Genomic DNA, 18,440 nt, shown 5'->3' on the forward strand with positions numbered 1-18,440 from the left:
TAAAAGAGGCCACTCATATGAGACATGCCATTTCACGCTGTCTGCTCGCGGTCGCTGTCGCGGGGCTTTGCGGTACCGCTAACGCTGCCACCACGCTGCGTGTCTCCCATCCCTGGCCGGCACAATCCGCGATCAATCAGGATATCATCGAGGCCTGGGCGAGCCGGGTAGAGGAGGCCTCCAACGGGGAGCTGCAGGTGCAGGTTTTCCCCTCGCAGACGCTCAGCAAAGCCGACAAGGCCTATCAGGGCGCGGTCAACGGGATTTCCGACATCGCGGTCACGCTGCAAGGCTACACGGCGGGCCGATTCCCGCTGTCGGAGATCGTTCAATTGCCCGGCGTCTCCTCCAGCGCGCCGCAAGGCGCCTGTATCCTGCAGTCGCTTTACGATCAGGGATATCTCGCTCAGGAATATGCCGATTCGCATGTGCTGTTCCTGTTCACTACCGGGCCGGCGTCGCTGCACACTCGCGATACCGAGATCCGCACACCCGCCGATCTGAAAGGGTTGCGCATGCGCACGCCCAGCGAGGTCTCCAGCAAGATGATGGACAGCATGGGGGCTCAGCCGATCAGCATGCCGGCACCGGACATCTATGCCTCCTTGCAGCGTGGCGTCATGGATGGCCTGAGCTTTCCATGGGAAGCCATGAAGGTCTTTCAGATCAATGAATTGGTCAATTACCACCTAGACATTCCCTACTACACCGGGGCGATCCTGGCGACGATGAACTCGCAGCCCTATGAGCGACTCTCTCCGAAGATGCAACAGGTCATCGACGAGCACAGCGGCATGCCGTGGGCGCGGAACGCTAGCCAAGTCTTTCAGCGAATGGACGCGGAAGGTAAACAGCAGGCCATCGATCAGGGCGACACGCTCCATGCGGTGAGTGACCCGCTGAACGATCCCCAGTGGTCGGGTCCTCTGGAAGAAGGAACTCGACACTATCTGCAAAGCCTGCAGGAACGTGGTATCGACAATGCGCAGGAGGTGTACCAGGCCGCTCTTGAGCTGCGTGATGCTGCCTGCAAAATATAAAGAGGCATGGCCGTTTGGCCTGGTGCCGCGACTAGGCGAACGTCTCGCAAGGACCCATGCAGTAGTCGGTAAATATCCTTTGATGACATGCAACTAATGATGGCATTGCAGTTGCATATTGGTGAGCATCGGCTGACACGATCATGTCTAGACAACAACTGGAACGCGGAAAGAAACGGCCATGGAAAACATTGAACTGTTGATCGCGGGCGCAGAGCGCCCCGCTGAAAATAGCGCCACCTTTACCCGCTACAACCCTCTGAGCGGTGAGGCGGTAACCGAAGCCGCCGCGGCTTCGGTTACCGATGCGCGTGCCGCCGTCGATGCTGCCCAAGCGGCTTTCGACGAATGGTCGGCACTGGGGCCGGGCGAGCGGCGTTCGCGGTTGCTCAAGGCCGCCGATGCCATGGAAGCCCGCCAGGCCGAATTTGTCGAGCTGATGGTTAACGAGATCGGCGCCACGCCGGGTTGGGCCGGATTCAACGTGATGATCGCCGCCAAGATGTTGCGCGAGGCGGCGTCGCTGACCACTCAGGTGGGCGGCGAGGTGATTCCCTCCGACGTGCCTGACAGTCTGGCCATGGGCATCCGTGTGCCCTGCGGCGTGGTGGTGGGCATCGCACCGTGGAATGCGCCGATCATCCTCGGCACCCGGGCACTCGCCACACCGCTGGCATGTGGCAACACCGTAGTGCTCAAGGCCTCCGAGCAGTGTCCCGGGGTGCATCGTTTGATCGGGACGGTACTCAACGAGGCCGGGCTGGGCGCAGGCGTGGTCAACGTGATAACCAACGCCCCGAAGCAGGCGCCGGAGGTGGCCGCGGCGCTGATCGAACATCCTGCGGTCAGGCGTATCAATTTTACTGGCTCCACCCAGGTCGGGCGCATCATCGCCGAGACGGCGGCCCGCCACTTCAAGCCGGTGCTACTCGAACTCGGCGGTAAGGCCCCCTTCGTAGTGCTCGACGATGCCGATCTCGACGACGCGGTGTCGGCGGCGGCCTTCGGCGCCTTTTTCAATCAGGGGCAGATCTGTATGTCCACCGAGCGACTGGTCGTGGTGGAAAGCGTGGCCGACGCCTTCGCCGAGAAGCTGGCTGTCAAGGCCAAGAGCCTGCGCGCAGGCGACCCTCGCGAGGCGGGCATGGCTCTGGGCACGCTGGTCAATCGTGAGTCGGTGGACAAGCTCAACGCGCTGATCGACGACGCCACGGCCAAGGGCGCGCGCCTCGCTTCGGGCGGGAAATCGGACAGTGTGATCGTGCAGCCGACCCTGCTCGACGGCGTCACACCGGAGATGCGCCTCTACGGCGAGGAATCCTTCGGTCCGGTGGTGGCGATGATACGCGTCAAGGACGAGGAGGAGGCAATCCGCGTCGCCAACGATAGCGAGTATGGCCTGTCGGCGGCAGTATTCAGCCGTGATCTGGCGCGTGCCCTGCGCGTAGCACGACGGATAGAGTCGGGGATCTGTCACATCAATGCGCCCACGGTGCACGACGAGCCGCAGATGCCCTTCGGTGGTGTCAAGGCCAGCGGCTACGGACGCTTCGGCGGCAAGGCGGGGATCGCCGAGTTTACCGACCTGCGCTGGATCACGATGCAGACAGGACCGCGCCACTATCCCATCTAACCCACAAGAAGTGGATCAACATGTCTCAAGAAAGCGTCGTGGTGACCGGCGGTGCCAGGAACATCGGTCAGGTCATCGCCCTGCTGCGGCGCATAGGCCAGCCGGACGACGCGGCGCAGGCCGTCAGCTTCTTCTGCGACGCGCGAAGCGGCTTCATCACCGGACAGACCCTGTTCGTCTGCGGCGGGGCGACGTTCGGGCCGGCGCCGACCTGAGGCTGGTCTGCAAGCCCGGTGCGGGTGATGAAAAAAAGCGGACATGGCGTGCCCTCGAGTACGCCATGTCCGCTTTGCTTGCGACGGTAACGGGAAGTCGGCTATGCCAAGGAACCAGCTCGTTCAGCGATCATCCTCGTGAATGGAGGAGGGATGGCGACACAACGGCCTGACGCCGATTTTCATATAGGGAAAGAGCGGCAGACCGCTGATGAGTTCCTGCAGTTCGGCATTGTCCTCGACATCGAAGATACTGACATTGGCGTAACTGCCGGCGATGCGCCAGAGATGGCGCCACTTTCCCTGCCGTTGCAGTTGTTGAGCATAAGCCTTTTCGCGGGCCTTGATTTCGTTGGCCTGTTCTTGGGGCATGTCGGGCGGAAGCTGGACGACCATTTCGACGTGAAACAGCATATTGACACCTGTAGGAGCGGGTCGCCGAGGGAGACGTCTCCCTCGGCCACTATAGAAAGCTTTGTCCTGCCACGTAGGCCTTGCGCCAACGGACGATCTCGATTCTGTCGAACAGCCCGGCCTGATGGAAGGGATCCGCTTCGATGAAGCGTCTCGCTTCCTCACGTGACTCCACGTCCACCAGATAGAGGCCACCCGAGGCATGGGTGCTGTCATCCGAAAGCTTGGCGCCGCAGGCGATCAATAGCGCCTTGTGACGATCCAGATAGGCGAGATGTTCGGGACGAGTCTCGAGTCGCAAGTCGTGCTGTCCCGCCCTGTCGAATGTCTCGATCATGAACGGCATGTTTTTCCCCTCGCTGGAATGGAAACGGTAATACCGCCCAACCATCGGGCGGTATGCGCAGCGGGCGTGCCCGGTCAGGCGGAAAGGTAACCCCAGATCAGGATGGCCGAGCCGAAGATGATGCCCAAATAAATAAGAATCAGGACCATGTAACCCATGACATCGCGCAGCTTCAGTCCGGAGATGGCCAGGACAGGAAGTATCCAGAAGGGCTGGATCATGTTGGTCCACTGATCGCCAATTTGGACCGCAAGGGCCGTGGCAGCGTGAGAGGCATGCAACTCGGTGGCCGCTTGGACCATGACCGGGCCCTGTACGGCCCATTGGCCTCCGCCCGACGGGGCCAGGATATTGATGAGGCCGCCGCTAATAAAGGACCAGATCGGCATGGTCTGCGCCGTGGAGATATCGACAAAGAGATTAGCGAACGATACGACAAGCCCTGAGCCGACCAGTATTGCCATGATTCCCGAGTAGAAGGGATATTGCACGATAATACCCGCCACGATTCTGACGCCATCGGCCAGTGCCGCAAGATACTGGCGTGGTGAGGCAAAAAGCAGGATCCCCAGAAAGACGAAGATGAAGTTAACGGTGTTGAGATTCAGCGAGCCGCCATCGGCGAAATAAAGCGCGACGTAGGCAATACCCATCAAGCCGATGATGATGCCCACCGCCTTACTGTCATTGAGCTTGTCCGCTATGGTCCGGTGCTGCCCTTCGGGCATGTCCTGCGTGGGGATTGCCACCGTGGCGGGATCGATCTCCTGAATTTCGTCTCTGTTCTTGGGGTGCAGCCAGGCATTGAAGAAGGGCAGCGTCACGATGATGAACAGGGTCGTTATCAGCAGGATGGGCGAGAAGATGGTATCGGTAAGCGGAACGAGACCTATCTCGTCCTGAAGGAAATGGCCTTCCGTGGCGATCAGCAGCGGAACGCTGCCGGAGAGGCCGATGCCGTAAAGGGAAAACCCCGAATAGGCGGCCGCGATGACGAGAGGGTAATGCAGCCCTCTCACGTTGAGCGCCAGTTTCTGCGCGACGATGCTGCCAATAACCAGGCCAAAGCCCCAGTTAAGCCAACTGCCTATCGCGCCGACCAAGGTCGCCACGACAATCGCCATGAAGGGCGTCTTGACGTAACTGGCGATGCGATTGAGCGTGCCGTCGACGATTGGGGTCTTGGCCAGGATGTAACCAGCCAACAGGATGACTGTCATCTGCATGCTGAAGGCCAGCAGATTCCAGAAGCCATCGCCCCAATAGCGAATGGCTTCGGTGGGCGAGGTGCCTTCCAGGGTAATTGCCAGAATGACCGTCAATAACGTCAGCAATATCGCGATGACCAACGGGTCAGGCATATACCTGCTGATCATGCGTGTGAAGAAGTTGGCAAGAGCGTTCATGGAGGCCTCATTTCGTTAGCGCGTTGCTTGCACGTTGTCCGCAACGCGTACTATTGTTCGTATAATGTTTTGATGTTTGCTTGATAATCAATGGCCCGCAATAAGACATTGGTCTCAGCGTTTCGTTAATTAAAAAATATCTTTAAATCGATGGTTTAGAGAAAATAAAGATAATAACTAAGATAAAGCGATGGGGTTGTTTCTGACAGAGTTTTCATTTTTTTGTGAGCGAAATAATTGGAACGTCAGAGATGCAAGGAAAGACAAATAATGAGGGAATCTCGCGATGACTGAATGGAGACGCCGCCCCGAAGGAAGTAACTGGGGCGAGTTCGGGAATGACGATCAGCGCGGACGGATCAACTTGATTGGCAAGGCACAAGTACTGAAAGGTGTACAGGAGGTCAGGGAGGGAAAAACGTTCTGTCTATCCTTGCCCTTGAACATTCCAGGGGGGAATCTGCTCAATCCGAGGCGCTTCCCTCCCAAGCTTTTTCCCACTGTGCTCGGGAAGGATAAGTACATTAATTTCGCCTTGGCCAATAATGAGCCAGGATTACAGGATGTGATCAGTGATGATCAAGTGCTCTTGTCGATGCAGTACTCCACTCAGTGGGACTCACTCGCTCATGTCGGTGCCTTGTTCGATGCTGACGGGGACGGTGTCCCCGAGAGGTGCTATTACAACGGCTACCTCGCGGAACAGGACGTTCTGAGTTTCAATGAGGGTGAAGAAAGACCGCACGGTTCCTATGCAGCGAAGCTGGGCGTCGAAAATATGGCCGAGCATGGGATGCAGGGGCGCGGCGTCCTAGTGGATCTCAAGGAAGTCTACGGCGCTGGGAGAACCGTCGTGGGCTACAAGGAGCTTTCCACCGCTCTGGAGACGCTCGGGATCGCGGTGGAGCCGGGCGACATGCTCGTCATACGTACTGGGTTTGCGGAAGCGCTACTGGACATGGGCGGACAGCCCGACGTGGCGACACTGAGCCGGACGGGAGCGGTGCTCGATGGAACTGACAGGGAATTGCTTGATTGGATCAGCGCAAGCGGTATTGCAGCGATTTGTGCCGACAATTATGCAGTGGAGAACCTGGATCGGGAACTGGAACCTGATTGTTGCTCCAAGCTGCCCCTACATCACCATTGCCTGTTCAAGCTAGGGCTGCCTCTTGCCGAACTGTGGTATCTCAAAGATCTCGCTGACTGGCTTAAAGGCCATCAGCGCCATCGCTTTCTACTGACGGCCCCACCGCTTCGTCTTCCGGGAGCTATAGGATCTCCGGTGACACCTATCGCCACCGTGTGAACCTGAACATAGCTTAGGCCGTGCCGTGCCGTGCCTTGCGTGGCAAGAGACGGCAACTATGCTGACGACAAACATCGTGTCGTGCGCCGCCCGGTGCGCGGCTTGTCGTTTCCAACGCGCCATGCGCAGTGCATTGGCGACTAGGAGTGGTCATGGAGAGCAAGCATAAGCGCAAGTCGCCATCGCTGGGCCGGTTGGCGCTGTTCGGGGCAGCGGCCTGGGTCGCGTACAGTGCCTATCAGAAGAAGCAGGCACTGAACGCGCGTCGCGACAACCGTCGGTTGCCCGTGGCGCCAGAGCTGTCGCGCAGCGCCCTGATCGACGGCATCGTCATGCGCTGGGAAGAGCACGGTTCGCAGGGGACCGAGCATCCTCCTCAGCGGTTTGAACGCGATGCCGAGCGGCCGCCGGTGGTCATGGTGCACGGTATTCCCACCAATCCGCGCATCTGGCGCTACGTTATCCCGCAACTGGAGGAGGCGGGAACCCGTTGTCTGGCGTGGGAACTGGTGGGCTTTGGCCATTCGATCGACGAGGGGCTGGGGCGCGATATCTCCATTCCCCGGCAGGCCGAATATCTTGCCGCCTGGCTGCAGGATCAGGGTATCGAGCGTGCCGTTTTCGTCGGTCATGATGTCGGAGGTGGCGTGGTGCAGGCGCTGCTGGCCGCGCGCCCCGAATTGTTTGCGGGCCTGGTGTTGACCGATGTGGTGGCCTTCGATAATTGGCCGGTGGCGTTGATGAAAGCCGCCAAGAAGATGAACGGGGCGATAGAACATCTTCCGCCAGCAGTGGTGATGCAGCTTTTCCACGCCGGCATTCGCAATCTGGGGCATGACGACCCGCAGTTGGGGCTGGAGTCGGCCACGCTGCTGTGGGAGCCCTACAATCGTCCCACCGGACCGGCGGGTTTTGCCAATCAGGTCCGGCACATGAGTGCGCAGGACACGCTGGACGTCGCCGCCCGCATGCCTGGCAGGCTCGAGTTTCCCGTGCGCATCGTATGGGGCGAGAAGGATCCGCTGAGCCTCGAGTCGGCCGAGCGGCTGGCGATGCTGCTGGGGGCACCGCCGGTGCGCTGCATTCCCGGCGCGCGTCATTTCAATCCCGAGGATCACCCGGAACTCATTGCCAATGAGATCCACGACGTACTGGACGAGACGTCCCGGTGGGTCTTGCGCTAATCCTTCGCAGACGTAAGACCAATTGACAGGGGCAAGCGTGACGGGGAACGTTAGCGGCCTATAAATGATTGCCCAGGCCGGCGGCACTTGTCTGCCTGGGTGCGTTTCCTTGCCGCTGACAGAAGAATATTCCATGGCCGATTCCCTGACGCACATGCCAGAGTCGACGACTCACCCTGAGACCTCACGCCCGAGTTCGTCGCTGCCGGTTTACCTGTTGCTGTGGGGGCTGGGTTTCTATCTGCGTCTGGGAGTGCTGGTCGTTCCGCCGCTGATTCCCCAACTCAAGGGAGAGCTGGGCTTCACCAACAGTGAACTGGCCATTGCCACCAGCCTGCCGCTGCTATGCCTGGCCGGAGGCGCGCTACTGGCGGGGGGACTATTGTCGCGGTTGGGGACGCTGAAGACCCTGGGCTGGGGACTGGCGATCATGGCGCTGGGTAGTGCCCTGAGGGTATGGCCGGAGGACATCATCGGTTTTCTGGCGATGACCACGCTCATGGGCATTGGGTTGGCGCTGCTGCAGACCGGTGTCCCGGTGTTGGCCAAGCAGTGGCTACCGGCGCACATCGGACGCGCCTCGGCGGTCTACACCAACGGTCTGCTGGCCGGTGAGCTGCTGGCGGCAGGCTTGACCGGGCCGTTGGCAGCCCACTGGCTGGGCGCGCAGTGGCAATGGGCCTTCGCCCTTTGGATGCTGCCGGTACCGCTCTTGCTGTTGGCGCTGCTGCGCTGGCGTGCGTCGGCCACGTCGATACCCGGCCCAGTCGTATCCCCTTCGCCATCGCGTGCCTGGCCCGAGTGGCGCGATCCTCTGCTGTGGCGCCTGTCGATACTGCTGGCATGTGCCGGCGGGCTGTATTTCTGCGGCAACGTCTTTCTACCGCCGATTCTCGAAGCGCATGGTCGGCTCGATCTGCTTAATGCCAGCCTGGCGGCTCTCAACGGCGCGCAACTGGTCTCCTCGGGACTCCTGGTGGTGTGGGCGGATCGCCTGGTGGGGCGGCGCTGGCCGGTCGCCGTCCTGATTGTGGTGGCCGTGGCGCTGATTCCCGCGCTGCTGTGGCCGGTAGGCTGGGGGGTGGTGGTGGCTGCCGCGACGTTCGGCTTCATGACCAGCTCGCTGTTGGTGTTCGCCATGGCCCTGCCGCCCTGGCTGGTCTCGGCCGAGCGCGTGCCGCGGATGATGAGCGGGGTGCTGTGCCTGGGGTATGGCGGGGTGTTTCTGATTCCGGTGGTAGGCGGCTGGCTACGCGATGTCGGTGGCGGGCTGGGCATGGCCTTCTTGCCGGGAGTCGTGATTTCGCTGCTGGCGCTGATCGGGCTACGGGGGTGCCGGCGTGATGCGGCCGCTTGATTCGCGTATCAAGCTGCGTCATCTGCTGGCCTTTCAGGAGGTGGCGCGGCGCCAGAGCATCGCGCGTGCCGCCAACGTACTGGCGATCACCCAGCCGGCCATGTCCAAGACCATCCGCGAACTCGAAGCGTATCTGGGCGTCGCACTCTTCGAACGCGGCCCGCGGGGCATGGCCCTGACCCAACCCGGCCTGGCGCTGCTGCGCCATGCCGGGCCCGCGCTCAAGAGCCTGCAGGAAGGCATGATGGCGGTCAGTCAGCCCTTGGCGGAAACCGCTTCGGTAAGCCTGGGCGCGCTGACCACCGTGGAGGAGGACCTGCTGCCCCGGGCCATCGCCAGGCTGCATGCCGTGGCCCCTGGCGTTCGAGTGCGCGTGGTGACCGGTCCCAGCAGCTATCTGTTGTCGCGGCTGCGTCTGGGCGAGCTGGACATCGTGGTCGGACGCATGAGCGAGGCTCGCGAAATCCGTGGACTGAGCTTCGAGCACCTCTACCACGAACCGTTGATTCTGGTGGCGCGGCCCGATCACCCCCTGGCGGAACATACCGACCCCGATCCGGAGACGCTCGCCGCCTACCCCTGGGTCGTACCGCCGCCGCAGACCACGCTGCGTGATCAGGTCGAGCGCTTCTGGGTCGAACAGGGCGGCCTGGCGCCGCCGATCGCCGTGGAGACCCTGTCGCTGGTCTTCAGCCGGCATTACGTACGCACCACTCAGGCGGTTTGGGTCGCGCCGCTGGATGCGGTGCGCGATGATCTCGCCAGCCGGCGATTGGTGCAGCTAGCGGTCACGCTCGAGGTGCATGGCGGCTCGGTCGGCATGTGCGTCAATACCACCCTGTCGCTCTCCCAAGCCGCCGAGCAACTCTGCGATCAACTGCGCAAGTTAGCGGAAAGTCGTATCGATGCATAACTCCAGGGTTATGGCTGGGATGCGAAATTTCACTTGGCATCCGCGTGCATCCGGCGACAATAGGTCGCATAACAAGCCTGCCCCATGGAGAAACCTAATGCCCCTGAACGAAGGCAAGCGCTTTGTCGAGCGCGACCGTACCTGGCATCCCGTCGCCTATACGCCCGGCTACAAGACCGCCGTGGCCCGCTCGCCGAGCCTACCGCTGGTCAGCCTGCAGGCACCGAGCGTATCCGAAGTCAGCGGCCCTGACTTCCACAACCTGCGCATGGGGCCGCACGATAATGACCTGCTGCTCAATTTTCGCGAGAACCCCGAGCATCAAGGCAACCTTAATGTCAGCCTGCCGGTGGGTGAGCGCATCATCATGTTCGGCCGGGTAACCGATCAGTTCGGCAAGCCGGTACCGCATACCCTGGTCGAGATGTGGCAGGCCAACGCCGGCGGCCGTTATCGTCACAAGAAAGACCAGTACCTGGCGCCGCTCGACCCCAGCTTCGGCGGCGTGGGGCGTTGCCTGACCGATCAGGACGGCTGGTATCGCTTCCGCACCATCAAGCCCGGCCCCTATCCCTGGCCCAACGGCATCAATACCTGGCGCCCTTCGCATATTCACGTCTCGGTGATGGGGCCGTCGATCTCCACGCGGCTGGTCACCCAGATGTACTTCGAGGGCGATCCGCTGATTCCGATCTGTCCGATCGTGCGGACTCTCAACGATCCGGAAGCCGTACAGACCATGACCGGTCGCCTCGACATGGCGCACAGCCGTCCCATGGATTGCCTGGCCTACCGCTTCGATATCGTCACGCGTGGCGAGCTGCAGACCTACTTCGAGAACGTGTGAGACGATCAGGGGAACGTTCATGAAACAACCGAACTCAACACCGACCGCCGAGTTGATGCTGCGCGAAACCGCCTCGCAGACCGCCGGACCTTACGTGCACATCGGCTTGGCGCTGGATATTGCCGGCCTGCCGCCGCGCCAGGAAGAAATCTGGAATCGCATGGCCACGCCGGATGCCGAAGGCGAGCTCATCGAGGTGGTGGGGACCGTGATCGATGGCAACAATGATCTAGTGCGCGACACCTTCATCGAGGCTTGGCAAGCCGACGCCAACGGCGCATACCAATGCGATTTTGATCTCGAGAAACCGTTCAACAGCTTCGGGCGTACCGCCACCACCGTGGAGTCCGGCGGCGAGTGGTCGCTGACCACCGTCAAGCCGGGCATGGTGGGGGGCTGCAACGGCAAGCCTCAGGCACCGCACATCAACCTGGCGGTGTTTGCCCGCGGCATCAACATGCAGCTCAATACCCGGCTGTACTTCGAGGACGAGGCCGAGGCCAACGCCGCTTGCCCGATTCTCAACGCGGTGGAATCCGCGGCGCGCCGCAAGACGCTGATCGCCAGGCGTGAAGAGAGCGAGAACGGCAAGGTGCGCTACCGCTTCGACATTCGTCTGCGCGGCGAAGGCGAGACGGTGTTCTTCGATTTCTGAAATCGGCCGAACTGCAAAAAGCCGCTGCCCAGTTCATTTCGGGCAGCGGCTTTTTAGTAGTGGTGTGTCTGGCGTGGCGTGGCTTGGCGTGGCTTGGCGTAAAGCTTCAGCTCGCCTCGACAGCCGTTCCTCCCGTCGACGTTTCCTCTTTCGAGGCACGCCTGCTCAGGGCGCTGAGCAACAGCGTGGCGACGATAAGCGGTAGAGCCAGCACCAGGAAGTACATCGGACGCTCCCAGCCGGCATCGATCAATACTCCCGCGAGTGCCGGACCGATGACCGAGCCAACTCGCCCCATACCCATGGCTAGCCCGGTACCGGTACCCCTCAGGGCCGTAGGGAAGGTGGTGGGAATCACCACGTAGAGCACGGCGATGGCACCATACAGGAAGAAGCCCAACGTCAAGGCGACGATGGTGAGTAGCAGTGGCTGGTAGGGGATCGTGGCGAATACCATCATCATGCTGAACAGCAGCACCAGTACCCCGGCGGCCAGGCGCTTGGCGCCGATACGTGCCGCCAGGAGGCCATAGAGCAGACAGCCCACGGCGCCGCCGATACTCAGCAACATCGAGCCGGAAATCCCGCCGCTCAGGCTCAGCCCGGCATCGGTGAGGATCTTGGGTGTCCAACTGAGCACGAAGTAGGCCGTCATCATGATACAGAAATAGATGCCGCAGGCGGCCAGGAATGGAACTCGATGACCGCCGCTGAGCAGCTCGAGCGGTCGAGCCTTTTGTACCTTGGCTTCACGCTTGGGCGGCAACTCGTCAAGCTTTGCCAGCTTCAGCTTGGGCAGGATTCGGTTGGCCTTGCCCAAGGCATTGTGCGGTTGACGCTCGAGCAGAAAATCCAGCGACTCGGGAAAGCTTGCCCAGACCAGTGGGAACAGCACCAGGGCTACCACGCCGCCAAAGATAAAGGGCGCGCGCCATCCGTAGGCATCGATCAGGAAAACCGAAATCAGCCCGCCCAGGGTGGCGCCGACGGGGTAACCCAATGAGATAATCCCATTGCACAGGCTGCGCCGGCGGTCGTTGGCGTACTCGGTCACGGCGATATTGACGGTGGCCAGCACGGCGCCGACGCCGACGCCGGTAACCAGGCGCGCGGCGAAAAGCTCGTAGACAGTGCTGGTCATGGCCGAGGCCAGCATCGAGACCAACAGTAGGAATAGACACAGCAGCACCGTCGGGCGGCGCCCCAGCCGGTCGCCGAGCGGGGCGACCAGAAATGCGCCGATACCCATGCCGAGCAGACCGGCGCTGAACAGAATGCCCAGTGAAGAGCCGCTTACACTCCAGTCTTCGGCGATGACCGGGGCGGTGAAGGCTATGACCAGAACATCGAAGCCGTCCAGCGCGGCAATTAACGTGCATAGTGAAACTATCCAGACTTGAAAAGGGGACATGGCGTCTGATTTGATCAGATCGCGAGGATCCTTTGTCGTCATTGCTGGAACCTATGTCGGTGTGGAGTTTGTAATAGGCGCCACTGATGGGAGGGGAATTGTTATGTTGCGCGGCGCCTGAAGGTCAAAGGTCGAGTACCAGCATCTTGCTCTTGGCGCGTGAGCAGCAGGGCGTGAACTGGTCGTTCGCGGCATGTTCCTCGTCTTCGAGATACAGATCACGATGGTCGGGTTCGCCTTCGAGTACGCGGGTCAGGCAGGTCCCGCAAACGCCCTGCTCGCAGGAGACCATGATCTCGATGCCGTTCTCGCTGAGCACTTCGTAGACCGTCTTGTCCTTGGGTACCGTGAAGGTTGCACCGCTGCTGGCGATCTTGACCTCGAAACTCTCGTCGTCGGAGGTGTCCTGCACTGCGCCGGTGAAGTACTCGGTATGCAGCTGTTCGCTTGGCCAACCCTGGGCCTTGCAGGTCGACATCACGTGATCGATGAAGCCGCCGGGGCCGCACACATAGATATGCGTGTCGGCATCGGGCTCGGCCACCAGCGAGGCGACGTCTAGCTTGCCGGCATCGGGCTTGTCGTCGTAGTAGAAGTGGACGCGATCGGCATACGTCGACTGCTCGAGGCGATCGAGAAAGGCCATACGATCCCGGGAACGGGCACAGTAATGCATCTCGAATTGCGCATCGGTATGCGACAGGCGTTCGGCCATGCATAGGATCGGGGTGACACCGATGCCGCCGGCGAACAATAGCGTGCGCTTGGCAGGCTCGAGCGGAAAGTGGTTCTTGGGTGCGCTGATCTGCAGCAGGTCGCCCTCGTTGATCTCATCATGCATGGCTTCGGAACCGCCGCGTGAGGCAGGCTCCCGCAGCACGCCGATCAGATAGCGGTCGCGCTCCTGCGGGTGGCCGCACAGCGAATACTGACGGACCAGCCCCTCCTTGATCCGAACATCCACGTGAGCACCCGCACTGAAGGCAGGCAGGGGGCGCCCATGCGGATCGGTCAGCTCGTAGGTGTAGATGTCCTCGGCGGCCTTGTGCTTCTTGGTGACCTGAACGAACAGGGAAAGAGTGTCTTTGCTGCTCATGGTGAACCTCATGTCGGTAGGCGCCAGCAAACCATGAACGGTCCCGGCTATTGGAGCCTGGACCATTCATCGTGGGGCGAAGGCGATTTAGCTGGCGACTGCAGCGCTGGATGACTGCTCCCGCTCCTCGGTCAGGATACGGTCGATAATGCGCCGGGCCTGAACGCCGCCGCCATCGATGTTGAGCATGAGCAGGCGGCGATCCGGATACTTGAGCAGATTGCGCTGCTGGGACTCGAGCATCTCCAGGTCTTCGGCGAAGATCTGCCCCTGACCTTCGCGAATCTTATCGGTAAGCGCTTCGTCCTGCGGATTGAAGTTGCGCGCCATGCCCCAGAAATACCAGATCGAGGTTTCCGTTTCAGGGGTGATGAAGTCGACCACGATGCTCGACGCCTTATACTCGGCAGGTGCGTCATAGCCGCCCTTGCCGGCTTGTGCAACACCGACTTCGATTAGGATATGGCTAGGTGGCGTAAAGTGGCAGATCTGCCAACGGTCTACGGACACGCCTTCGGCCAGGTTGTCGTCACCCAGGGCCGCTTTCAGGGCGGTATGCCAGAAGGGCGGCGCCGGGATGTTTTCCATATGACGGATGGTGAGCACTTCCTCGCCGTTGACCTTGGTTTCCGGTGGCGCTTCCTCGATCTCCGGCTGGCCGATGCTGGTGGCGTGCACGTAGGTCTCATGGGTCAGGTCCATGAGGTTGTCGATCATCAGGCGATAGTCGCAATTGATGTGGTACAGGCCGCCACCGTAGGCCCACTCGGGGTTGTTGGCCCAATGCAGTTCGGGGATCTTGTCCGGGTCGGCCAGTTCAGCGTCGCCTGTCCATACCCAGATGAAACCGTGACGCTCGACGACCGGATAGCTGCGAATTGCGGGAAAGCCACGCACGCGCTGGCCCGGCATGCTGGAGCACTTGCCGTCGCAGCCCATTTCCAGGCCATGGTAACCGCAGACCAGCTGACCATCGCGCACGTAGCCGAGTGACAGCGGGGCGCCACGATGCGGGCAGAAATCCTCGACGGCCGCCACCTTGCCTTGTTCGGCACGGAAGAAGACGATCTGTTCGTTGCAGATCGTACGTCCCAGCGGTTTGTCTTCGACCTCATCGGGGGTGCAGGCGACGTACCAGGTATTCTTGGGGAACATTATTTTTCTCCTCACTGAGGTGTCATCACGGTGGTCAGGTGTAAGGCGGTAAATGTTGGATTGGATCCAAAGTTGTTATGTTTCGGCTTTTCTGGTGTCAAGCCGATGGCCTTCATGGTGGACACGAAATCGCGTGGTGACTATTTAGACTTTTGGTTAAAAATTAAAAGTGGCTAATATTGTGCGCGGCTTACATTTTTGAAAATTGTTTTAATTCAAAAAGTTAAATTTAATATGGGTAAGAGGAATATTTCTCGAAGCAGTACGATTGGAATGGTTAGACATTAGTCTAAATGCTTCGAAGGCTTGATATTCAGCAAGGTTTTTGAGGTTTTCATGGAATCGTCGATGGGACGACTTGGATCCAATTGGGTGGCAGGCCGTCCCTTTCCCCTATCGAGACAGGAAGACGTCGTGAGTAAAGATACTGCCAGCGTCATTGCCAGCCTGCGCAAGCTGATCGTTGAAGGCGACTATGCCCCCGGCGAGCGGCTCGCCGAGATCCCCGTGGCGGAGCGCTTCGGTGTGTCGCGCACGCCGATTCGTCTGGCCTTTCGCACGCTGGAGCAGGAGGGACTATTGCAGAAGGCGGGCAAGCGAGGCTTTTTTGTCCGCGAGTTCACCGAGGAGGACGTGCTCTGCGCATTGGAGGTGCGCGGCGTGCTGGAGGGACTGGCGGCCCGCCGTCTGGCCGAGCGGGGCATGTCGGAGGAAATTCGGACCCAACTGCAAGCGTGCCTGGAGGAGAGCGCCGCACTGCTGGGCAAGGGGTATCTTACCGAGCAGGATATCGCCTGCTGGAGTTCGCTCAACGGCCGCTTCCACACCACCATCATCGAAGCGACCCACAGCATGGCGATTGCCGACGCCATCACCCGCAACAACCATCTGCCGTTCGCCTCGTCGGACTCGATCATCATGGATACCCAAGCGCTGGAGCGAGAGTTCGAGAAGCTACGCCTCGCTCATCTGCAGCATCAATTGGTGTTCGAGGCGCTGGCCAACGGTGAAAGCGCCCGGGCGGAGATGCTGATGCGCGAGCATGCTTATATCGGCCTGCGCTACGGCAAGCTGTTCGGTCTCGGCGATACTGCGAACATCATGACGCAAAGACGAGGCGGGGCGTAGCGGGCAACCTTTATTGCCGTTGGCGGAACTGCCGAGGCGAAAGCCCGGTGTGCCGCTTGAAGAAGCGGGTGAAGTAGGCCGGCTCGGAGAAACCGAGCCCTTCGGCGACTTGGCTGACCGTCATGTTGGTATACGTCAGGTGGCGCTTGGCCTCGAGGAGGATACGCTCGTGCAGCAGCTGCAAAGCGCTGCGTCCCGCCAGGTGCCGGCATAACGTATTGAGATGTGACGAGGTGAGGCCCAGTTCCGCCGCCAGGGTTTCGATGCTCGGCTGCTGAAGAAAGCGGGCATCGATCAACGCTTGAAACCGGCTCATGTGGGCCTGCCCCCGGGACTCACCCAGACGCCGGCGGGGTTGCCCGGAAAGTGCCTGACGTCCGGCGTAGACGCTCAGGGCGCTCATCAGCGAATGCAGCAAGATGTCGCGACCCGGAGCCTGGCGGCGATATTCCCGTTTGAGTACCGCAACCAGTGTAGAGATATTCACTTGCTCCGTATCACTCAATCGATAACAGGCGGGTTGCTGGAGCACGCGGCCCTGAGGACCGAGACGCTGCACCAGTTGCGTCGCCAGGGGGCGGGCCAGGGTAATGATATGGCCGTCGATATCGTGCGAGAAGCGAAAGCCGTGAATGGCCAGTTGGGGAATGACGATGAGCAGCGGCCCTTCGCGTTGTAGCTGGGCACCCTCCAGATGTAGTTCCACCTCGCCGGCCTGAATGTGTAGCAGGTGCACCAAGTCGCCATGACGGTGGGGCTTGATGTGCCAGTCGTGCAGGCGGCTGCGCTCGGCGATCGATTCGCAGTGCAGCAGGTCCGGCGTCGGCCAGTGGCGGGTTTCGCCATATAGCTTGAATACCGGCACTGCATCCGGCGTGAGGGTGTAAGACATTGCCCCGGCCTCCTGAGACTACGACGAAAGTTAAAGTCGGATCTTGGGAATGTCCAAGTCCTGACGCCGAAAATGCCTTCTTGTTCGGCAGCTATCAGCGAAAAATACAAGTATACCCTGACGACACCGCGTCAATGGCAGGTTGAGCATGGCGCGGTGCCCTGCATGAGGAAGTGAACAATGAAGACGCAAGTCGCCATCATCGGCGCCGGTCCCTCGGGCCTATTGCTCGGCCAACTGCTGCATCTGCAGGGTATCGACAACGTGGTTCTAGAGCGTCGCTCCGGCGAGTACGTGCTGGGACGCATCCGCGCCGGCGTGCTTGAACAGGGCATGGTCGATCTGCTGCGCGAGGCCAAGGTCGATGCTCGCATGGAGCAGGAGGGACTGCCCCACGACGGCTTCGAACTGGCCTTCGCCAATCGCCGCGTACGTATCGACCTCAAGGGCCTGACCGGCGGCAAGACGGTGATGGTCTACGGCCAGACCGAGGTCACCCGTGACCTGATGATGGCCCGCGAGGCCGCTGGCGCGACGACGGTCTATGAAGCCGAGAATGCCCAGCCCCACGATCTGGACAGCGATGCGCCCTACATCACCTATGAGAAGGATGGCCAGACGCATCGGCTCGACTGCGACTACGTCGCTGGCTGCGACGGCTATCACGGCATCTCGCGCACCTGTATTCCTGCCGACCGCTTGAAGACCTTCGAACGCGTCTACCCGTTCGGTTGGCTGGGCATCCTCTCCGACACTCCGCCGGTATCCGACGAGCTGATCTACGCCAATCACGAACGCGGCTTCGCGCTGTGCAGCATGCGTTCCGAGACGCGCAGCCGCTATTATGTGCAAGTGCCGGAAGACGAGAAAGTCGAGGACTGGTCCGACGAACGCTTCTGGGAGGAACTCAAGTCGCGTCTGCCCGAGGATGTCGCGGTCAAGCTGGTCACCGGCCCCTCCCTCGAGAAGAGCATCGCCCCGTTGCGCAGCTTTGTCGCCGAGCCCATGCAGTACGGCCGCCTGTTCCTGGTCGGAGACGCCGCCCACATCGTGCCGCCGACCGGGGCCAAGGGGCTCAACCTTGCCGCCAGCGACGTCAACACCCTGTACCGGCTGATGGTCAAGGTCTATCAGGAAGGCCGCAGCGACCTGATCGAGCGCTATTCCGAGACCTGCCTGCGCCGGGTATGGAAGGCCGAACGCTTCTCGTGGTGGATGACCTCGATCCTGCACAAGTTCTCCCGCGAGGAGGACTTCGAGCGCCGTATTCAGCAGGCTGAACTCGACTACTATACCGGCTCCGACGCCGGGCAGCGTACCATTGCCGAGAACTACGTGGGTCTACCCTACGAGTCCCTGGAATAGGGACGGTCATACGCGCGAGTGCAGTGCCGTTTCCCTGTCAGCAAGCCCACCGGAATGAAGCGGCAAATGATTAC

18 protein-coding genes are annotated in these 18,440 nt (G+C 60.8%); 11 read left to right on the forward strand and 7 right to left on the reverse strand.

The features are described from left to right. The first annotated feature begins 17 nt into the window (after positions 1-17). The 3 genes from ACW4DH_RS06225 to ACW4DH_RS06235 all read left to right on the forward strand — a co-directional run bounded on the left by ACW4DH_RS06225 (position 18) and on the right by ACW4DH_RS06235 (position 2,888). Positions 18-1,040, forward strand: a complete 1,023-nt coding sequence (locus ACW4DH_RS06225) for a TRAP transporter substrate-binding protein (RefSeq protein ID WP_459635491.1) — start codon at positions 18-20, stop codon at positions 1,038-1,040. Between the two features lie 181 nt (positions 1,041-1,221). Then, positions 1,222-2,673, forward strand: a complete 1,452-nt coding sequence (locus ACW4DH_RS06230) for an aldehyde dehydrogenase (protein WP_459635492.1) — start codon at positions 1,222-1,224, stop codon at positions 2,671-2,673. A 20-nt stretch (positions 2,674-2,693) separates the two neighbouring features. Then, on the forward strand, positions 2,694-2,888 hold the full coding sequence (locus ACW4DH_RS06235) for an SDR family oxidoreductase (RefSeq protein WP_459635493.1): 195 nt from the start codon (positions 2,694-2,696) through the stop codon (positions 2,886-2,888). Between the two features lie 123 nt (positions 2,889-3,011). Here ACW4DH_RS06235 and catC read toward each other — a convergent pair whose 3' ends face one another. The 3 genes from catC to ACW4DH_RS06250 all read right to left on the reverse strand — a co-directional run bounded on the left by catC (position 3,012) and on the right by ACW4DH_RS06250 (position 5,054). Next, entirely contained in the window at positions 3,012-3,302 is a 291-nt protein-coding gene (gene catC / locus ACW4DH_RS06240) for a muconolactone Delta-isomerase (protein WP_459635494.1), read from the reverse strand. Positions 3,303-3,351: 49 nt separating this feature from the next. Next, positions 3,352-3,648: a YciI family protein gene (locus ACW4DH_RS06245; protein WP_459635495.1), complete on the reverse strand. Its 297-nt coding sequence runs from the start codon at positions 3,646-3,648 to the stop codon at positions 3,352-3,354. 74 nt (positions 3,649-3,722) lie between these two features. Beyond that, entirely contained in the window at positions 3,723-5,054 is a 1,332-nt protein-coding gene (locus ACW4DH_RS06250) for a short-chain fatty acid transporter (protein WP_459635496.1), read from the reverse strand. Between the two features lie 286 nt (positions 5,055-5,340). Here ACW4DH_RS06250 and ACW4DH_RS06255 point away from each other — a divergent pair, with 286 nt between their 5' ends. From ACW4DH_RS06255 to pcaG, 6 genes are all read left to right on the forward strand, one after another. Continuing rightward, the gene (locus ACW4DH_RS06255) at positions 5,341-6,363 is read left to right on the forward strand and encodes a cyclase family protein (protein WP_459635497.1); all 1,023 of its coding nucleotides are present in this window, start codon (positions 5,341-5,343) and stop codon (positions 6,361-6,363) included. A 152-nt stretch (positions 6,364-6,515) separates the two neighbouring features. After that, positions 6,516-7,547, forward strand: coding sequence for an alpha/beta fold hydrolase (locus tag ACW4DH_RS06260; RefSeq protein WP_459635498.1), 1,032 nt, complete (start codon positions 6,516-6,518; stop codon positions 7,545-7,547). Between the two features lie 133 nt (positions 7,548-7,680). Beyond that, positions 7,681-8,904: an MFS transporter gene (locus ACW4DH_RS06265; RefSeq protein WP_459635499.1), complete on the forward strand. Its 1,224-nt coding sequence runs from the start codon at positions 7,681-7,683 to the stop codon at positions 8,902-8,904. Next, positions 8,891-9,817: a pca operon transcription factor PcaQ gene (pcaQ, locus tag ACW4DH_RS06270; RefSeq protein WP_459635535.1), complete on the forward strand. Its 927-nt coding sequence runs from the start codon at positions 8,891-8,893 to the stop codon at positions 9,815-9,817. Before ACW4DH_RS06265 ends, pcaQ begins: the two co-directional genes overlap by 14 nt. 97 nt (positions 9,818-9,914) lie before the next feature. Beyond that, the gene (pcaH, locus tag ACW4DH_RS06275) at positions 9,915-10,664 is read left to right on the forward strand and encodes a protocatechuate 3,4-dioxygenase subunit beta (protein WP_459635500.1); all 750 of its coding nucleotides are present in this window, start codon (positions 9,915-9,917) and stop codon (positions 10,662-10,664) included. A gap of 19 nt (positions 10,665-10,683) precedes the next feature. Next, entirely contained in the window at positions 10,684-11,319 is a 636-nt protein-coding gene (pcaG, locus tag ACW4DH_RS06280; protein WP_459635501.1) for a protocatechuate 3,4-dioxygenase subunit alpha, read from the forward strand. 106 nt (positions 11,320-11,425) lie between these two features. Here the strand turns inward: pcaG and ACW4DH_RS06285 are convergent, their stop codons facing one another. The 3 genes from ACW4DH_RS06285 to ACW4DH_RS06295 form a co-directional block, all read right to left on the reverse strand. Then, positions 11,426-12,730 (reverse strand): MFS transporter, encoded by a 1,305-nt coding sequence (locus tag ACW4DH_RS06285; RefSeq protein WP_459635502.1) that lies wholly within the window; start codon positions 12,728-12,730, stop codon positions 11,426-11,428. A gap of 124 nt (positions 12,731-12,854) precedes the next feature. Beyond that, the gene (locus ACW4DH_RS06290) at positions 12,855-13,826 is read right to left on the reverse strand and encodes a PDR/VanB family oxidoreductase (RefSeq protein ID WP_459635503.1); all 972 of its coding nucleotides are present in this window, start codon (positions 13,824-13,826) and stop codon (positions 12,855-12,857) included. Positions 13,827-13,913: 87 nt separating this feature from the next. Further along, positions 13,914-14,981 (reverse strand): aromatic ring-hydroxylating dioxygenase subunit alpha, encoded by a 1,068-nt coding sequence (locus ACW4DH_RS06295; RefSeq protein WP_459635504.1) that lies wholly within the window; start codon positions 14,979-14,981, stop codon positions 13,914-13,916. Positions 14,982-15,395: 414 nt separating this feature from the next. Here ACW4DH_RS06295 and ACW4DH_RS06300 point away from each other — a divergent pair, with 414 nt between their 5' ends. Beyond that, positions 15,396-16,109 (forward strand): GntR family transcriptional regulator, encoded by a 714-nt coding sequence (locus ACW4DH_RS06300; RefSeq protein WP_459635505.1) that lies wholly within the window; start codon positions 15,396-15,398, stop codon positions 16,107-16,109. A 10-nt stretch (positions 16,110-16,119) separates the two neighbouring features. On the opposite strand, the gene ACW4DH_RS06305 is transcribed toward ACW4DH_RS06300, so the two are convergent. Next, positions 16,120-17,001, reverse strand: a complete 882-nt coding sequence (locus ACW4DH_RS06305; RefSeq protein WP_459635506.1) for a helix-turn-helix domain-containing protein — start codon at positions 16,999-17,001, stop codon at positions 16,120-16,122. A 180-nt stretch (positions 17,002-17,181) separates the two neighbouring features. Between ACW4DH_RS06305 and pobA the strand changes: the two genes are divergently transcribed. Further along, the gene (gene pobA / locus ACW4DH_RS06310) at positions 17,182-18,366 is read left to right on the forward strand and encodes a 4-hydroxybenzoate 3-monooxygenase (protein ID WP_459635507.1); all 1,185 of its coding nucleotides are present in this window, start codon (positions 17,182-17,184) and stop codon (positions 18,364-18,366) included. The last annotated feature ends 74 nt before the right edge of the window (positions 18,367-18,440 follow it).

It is taken from the genome of Halomonas sp. WWR20 (assembly GCF_054602495.1).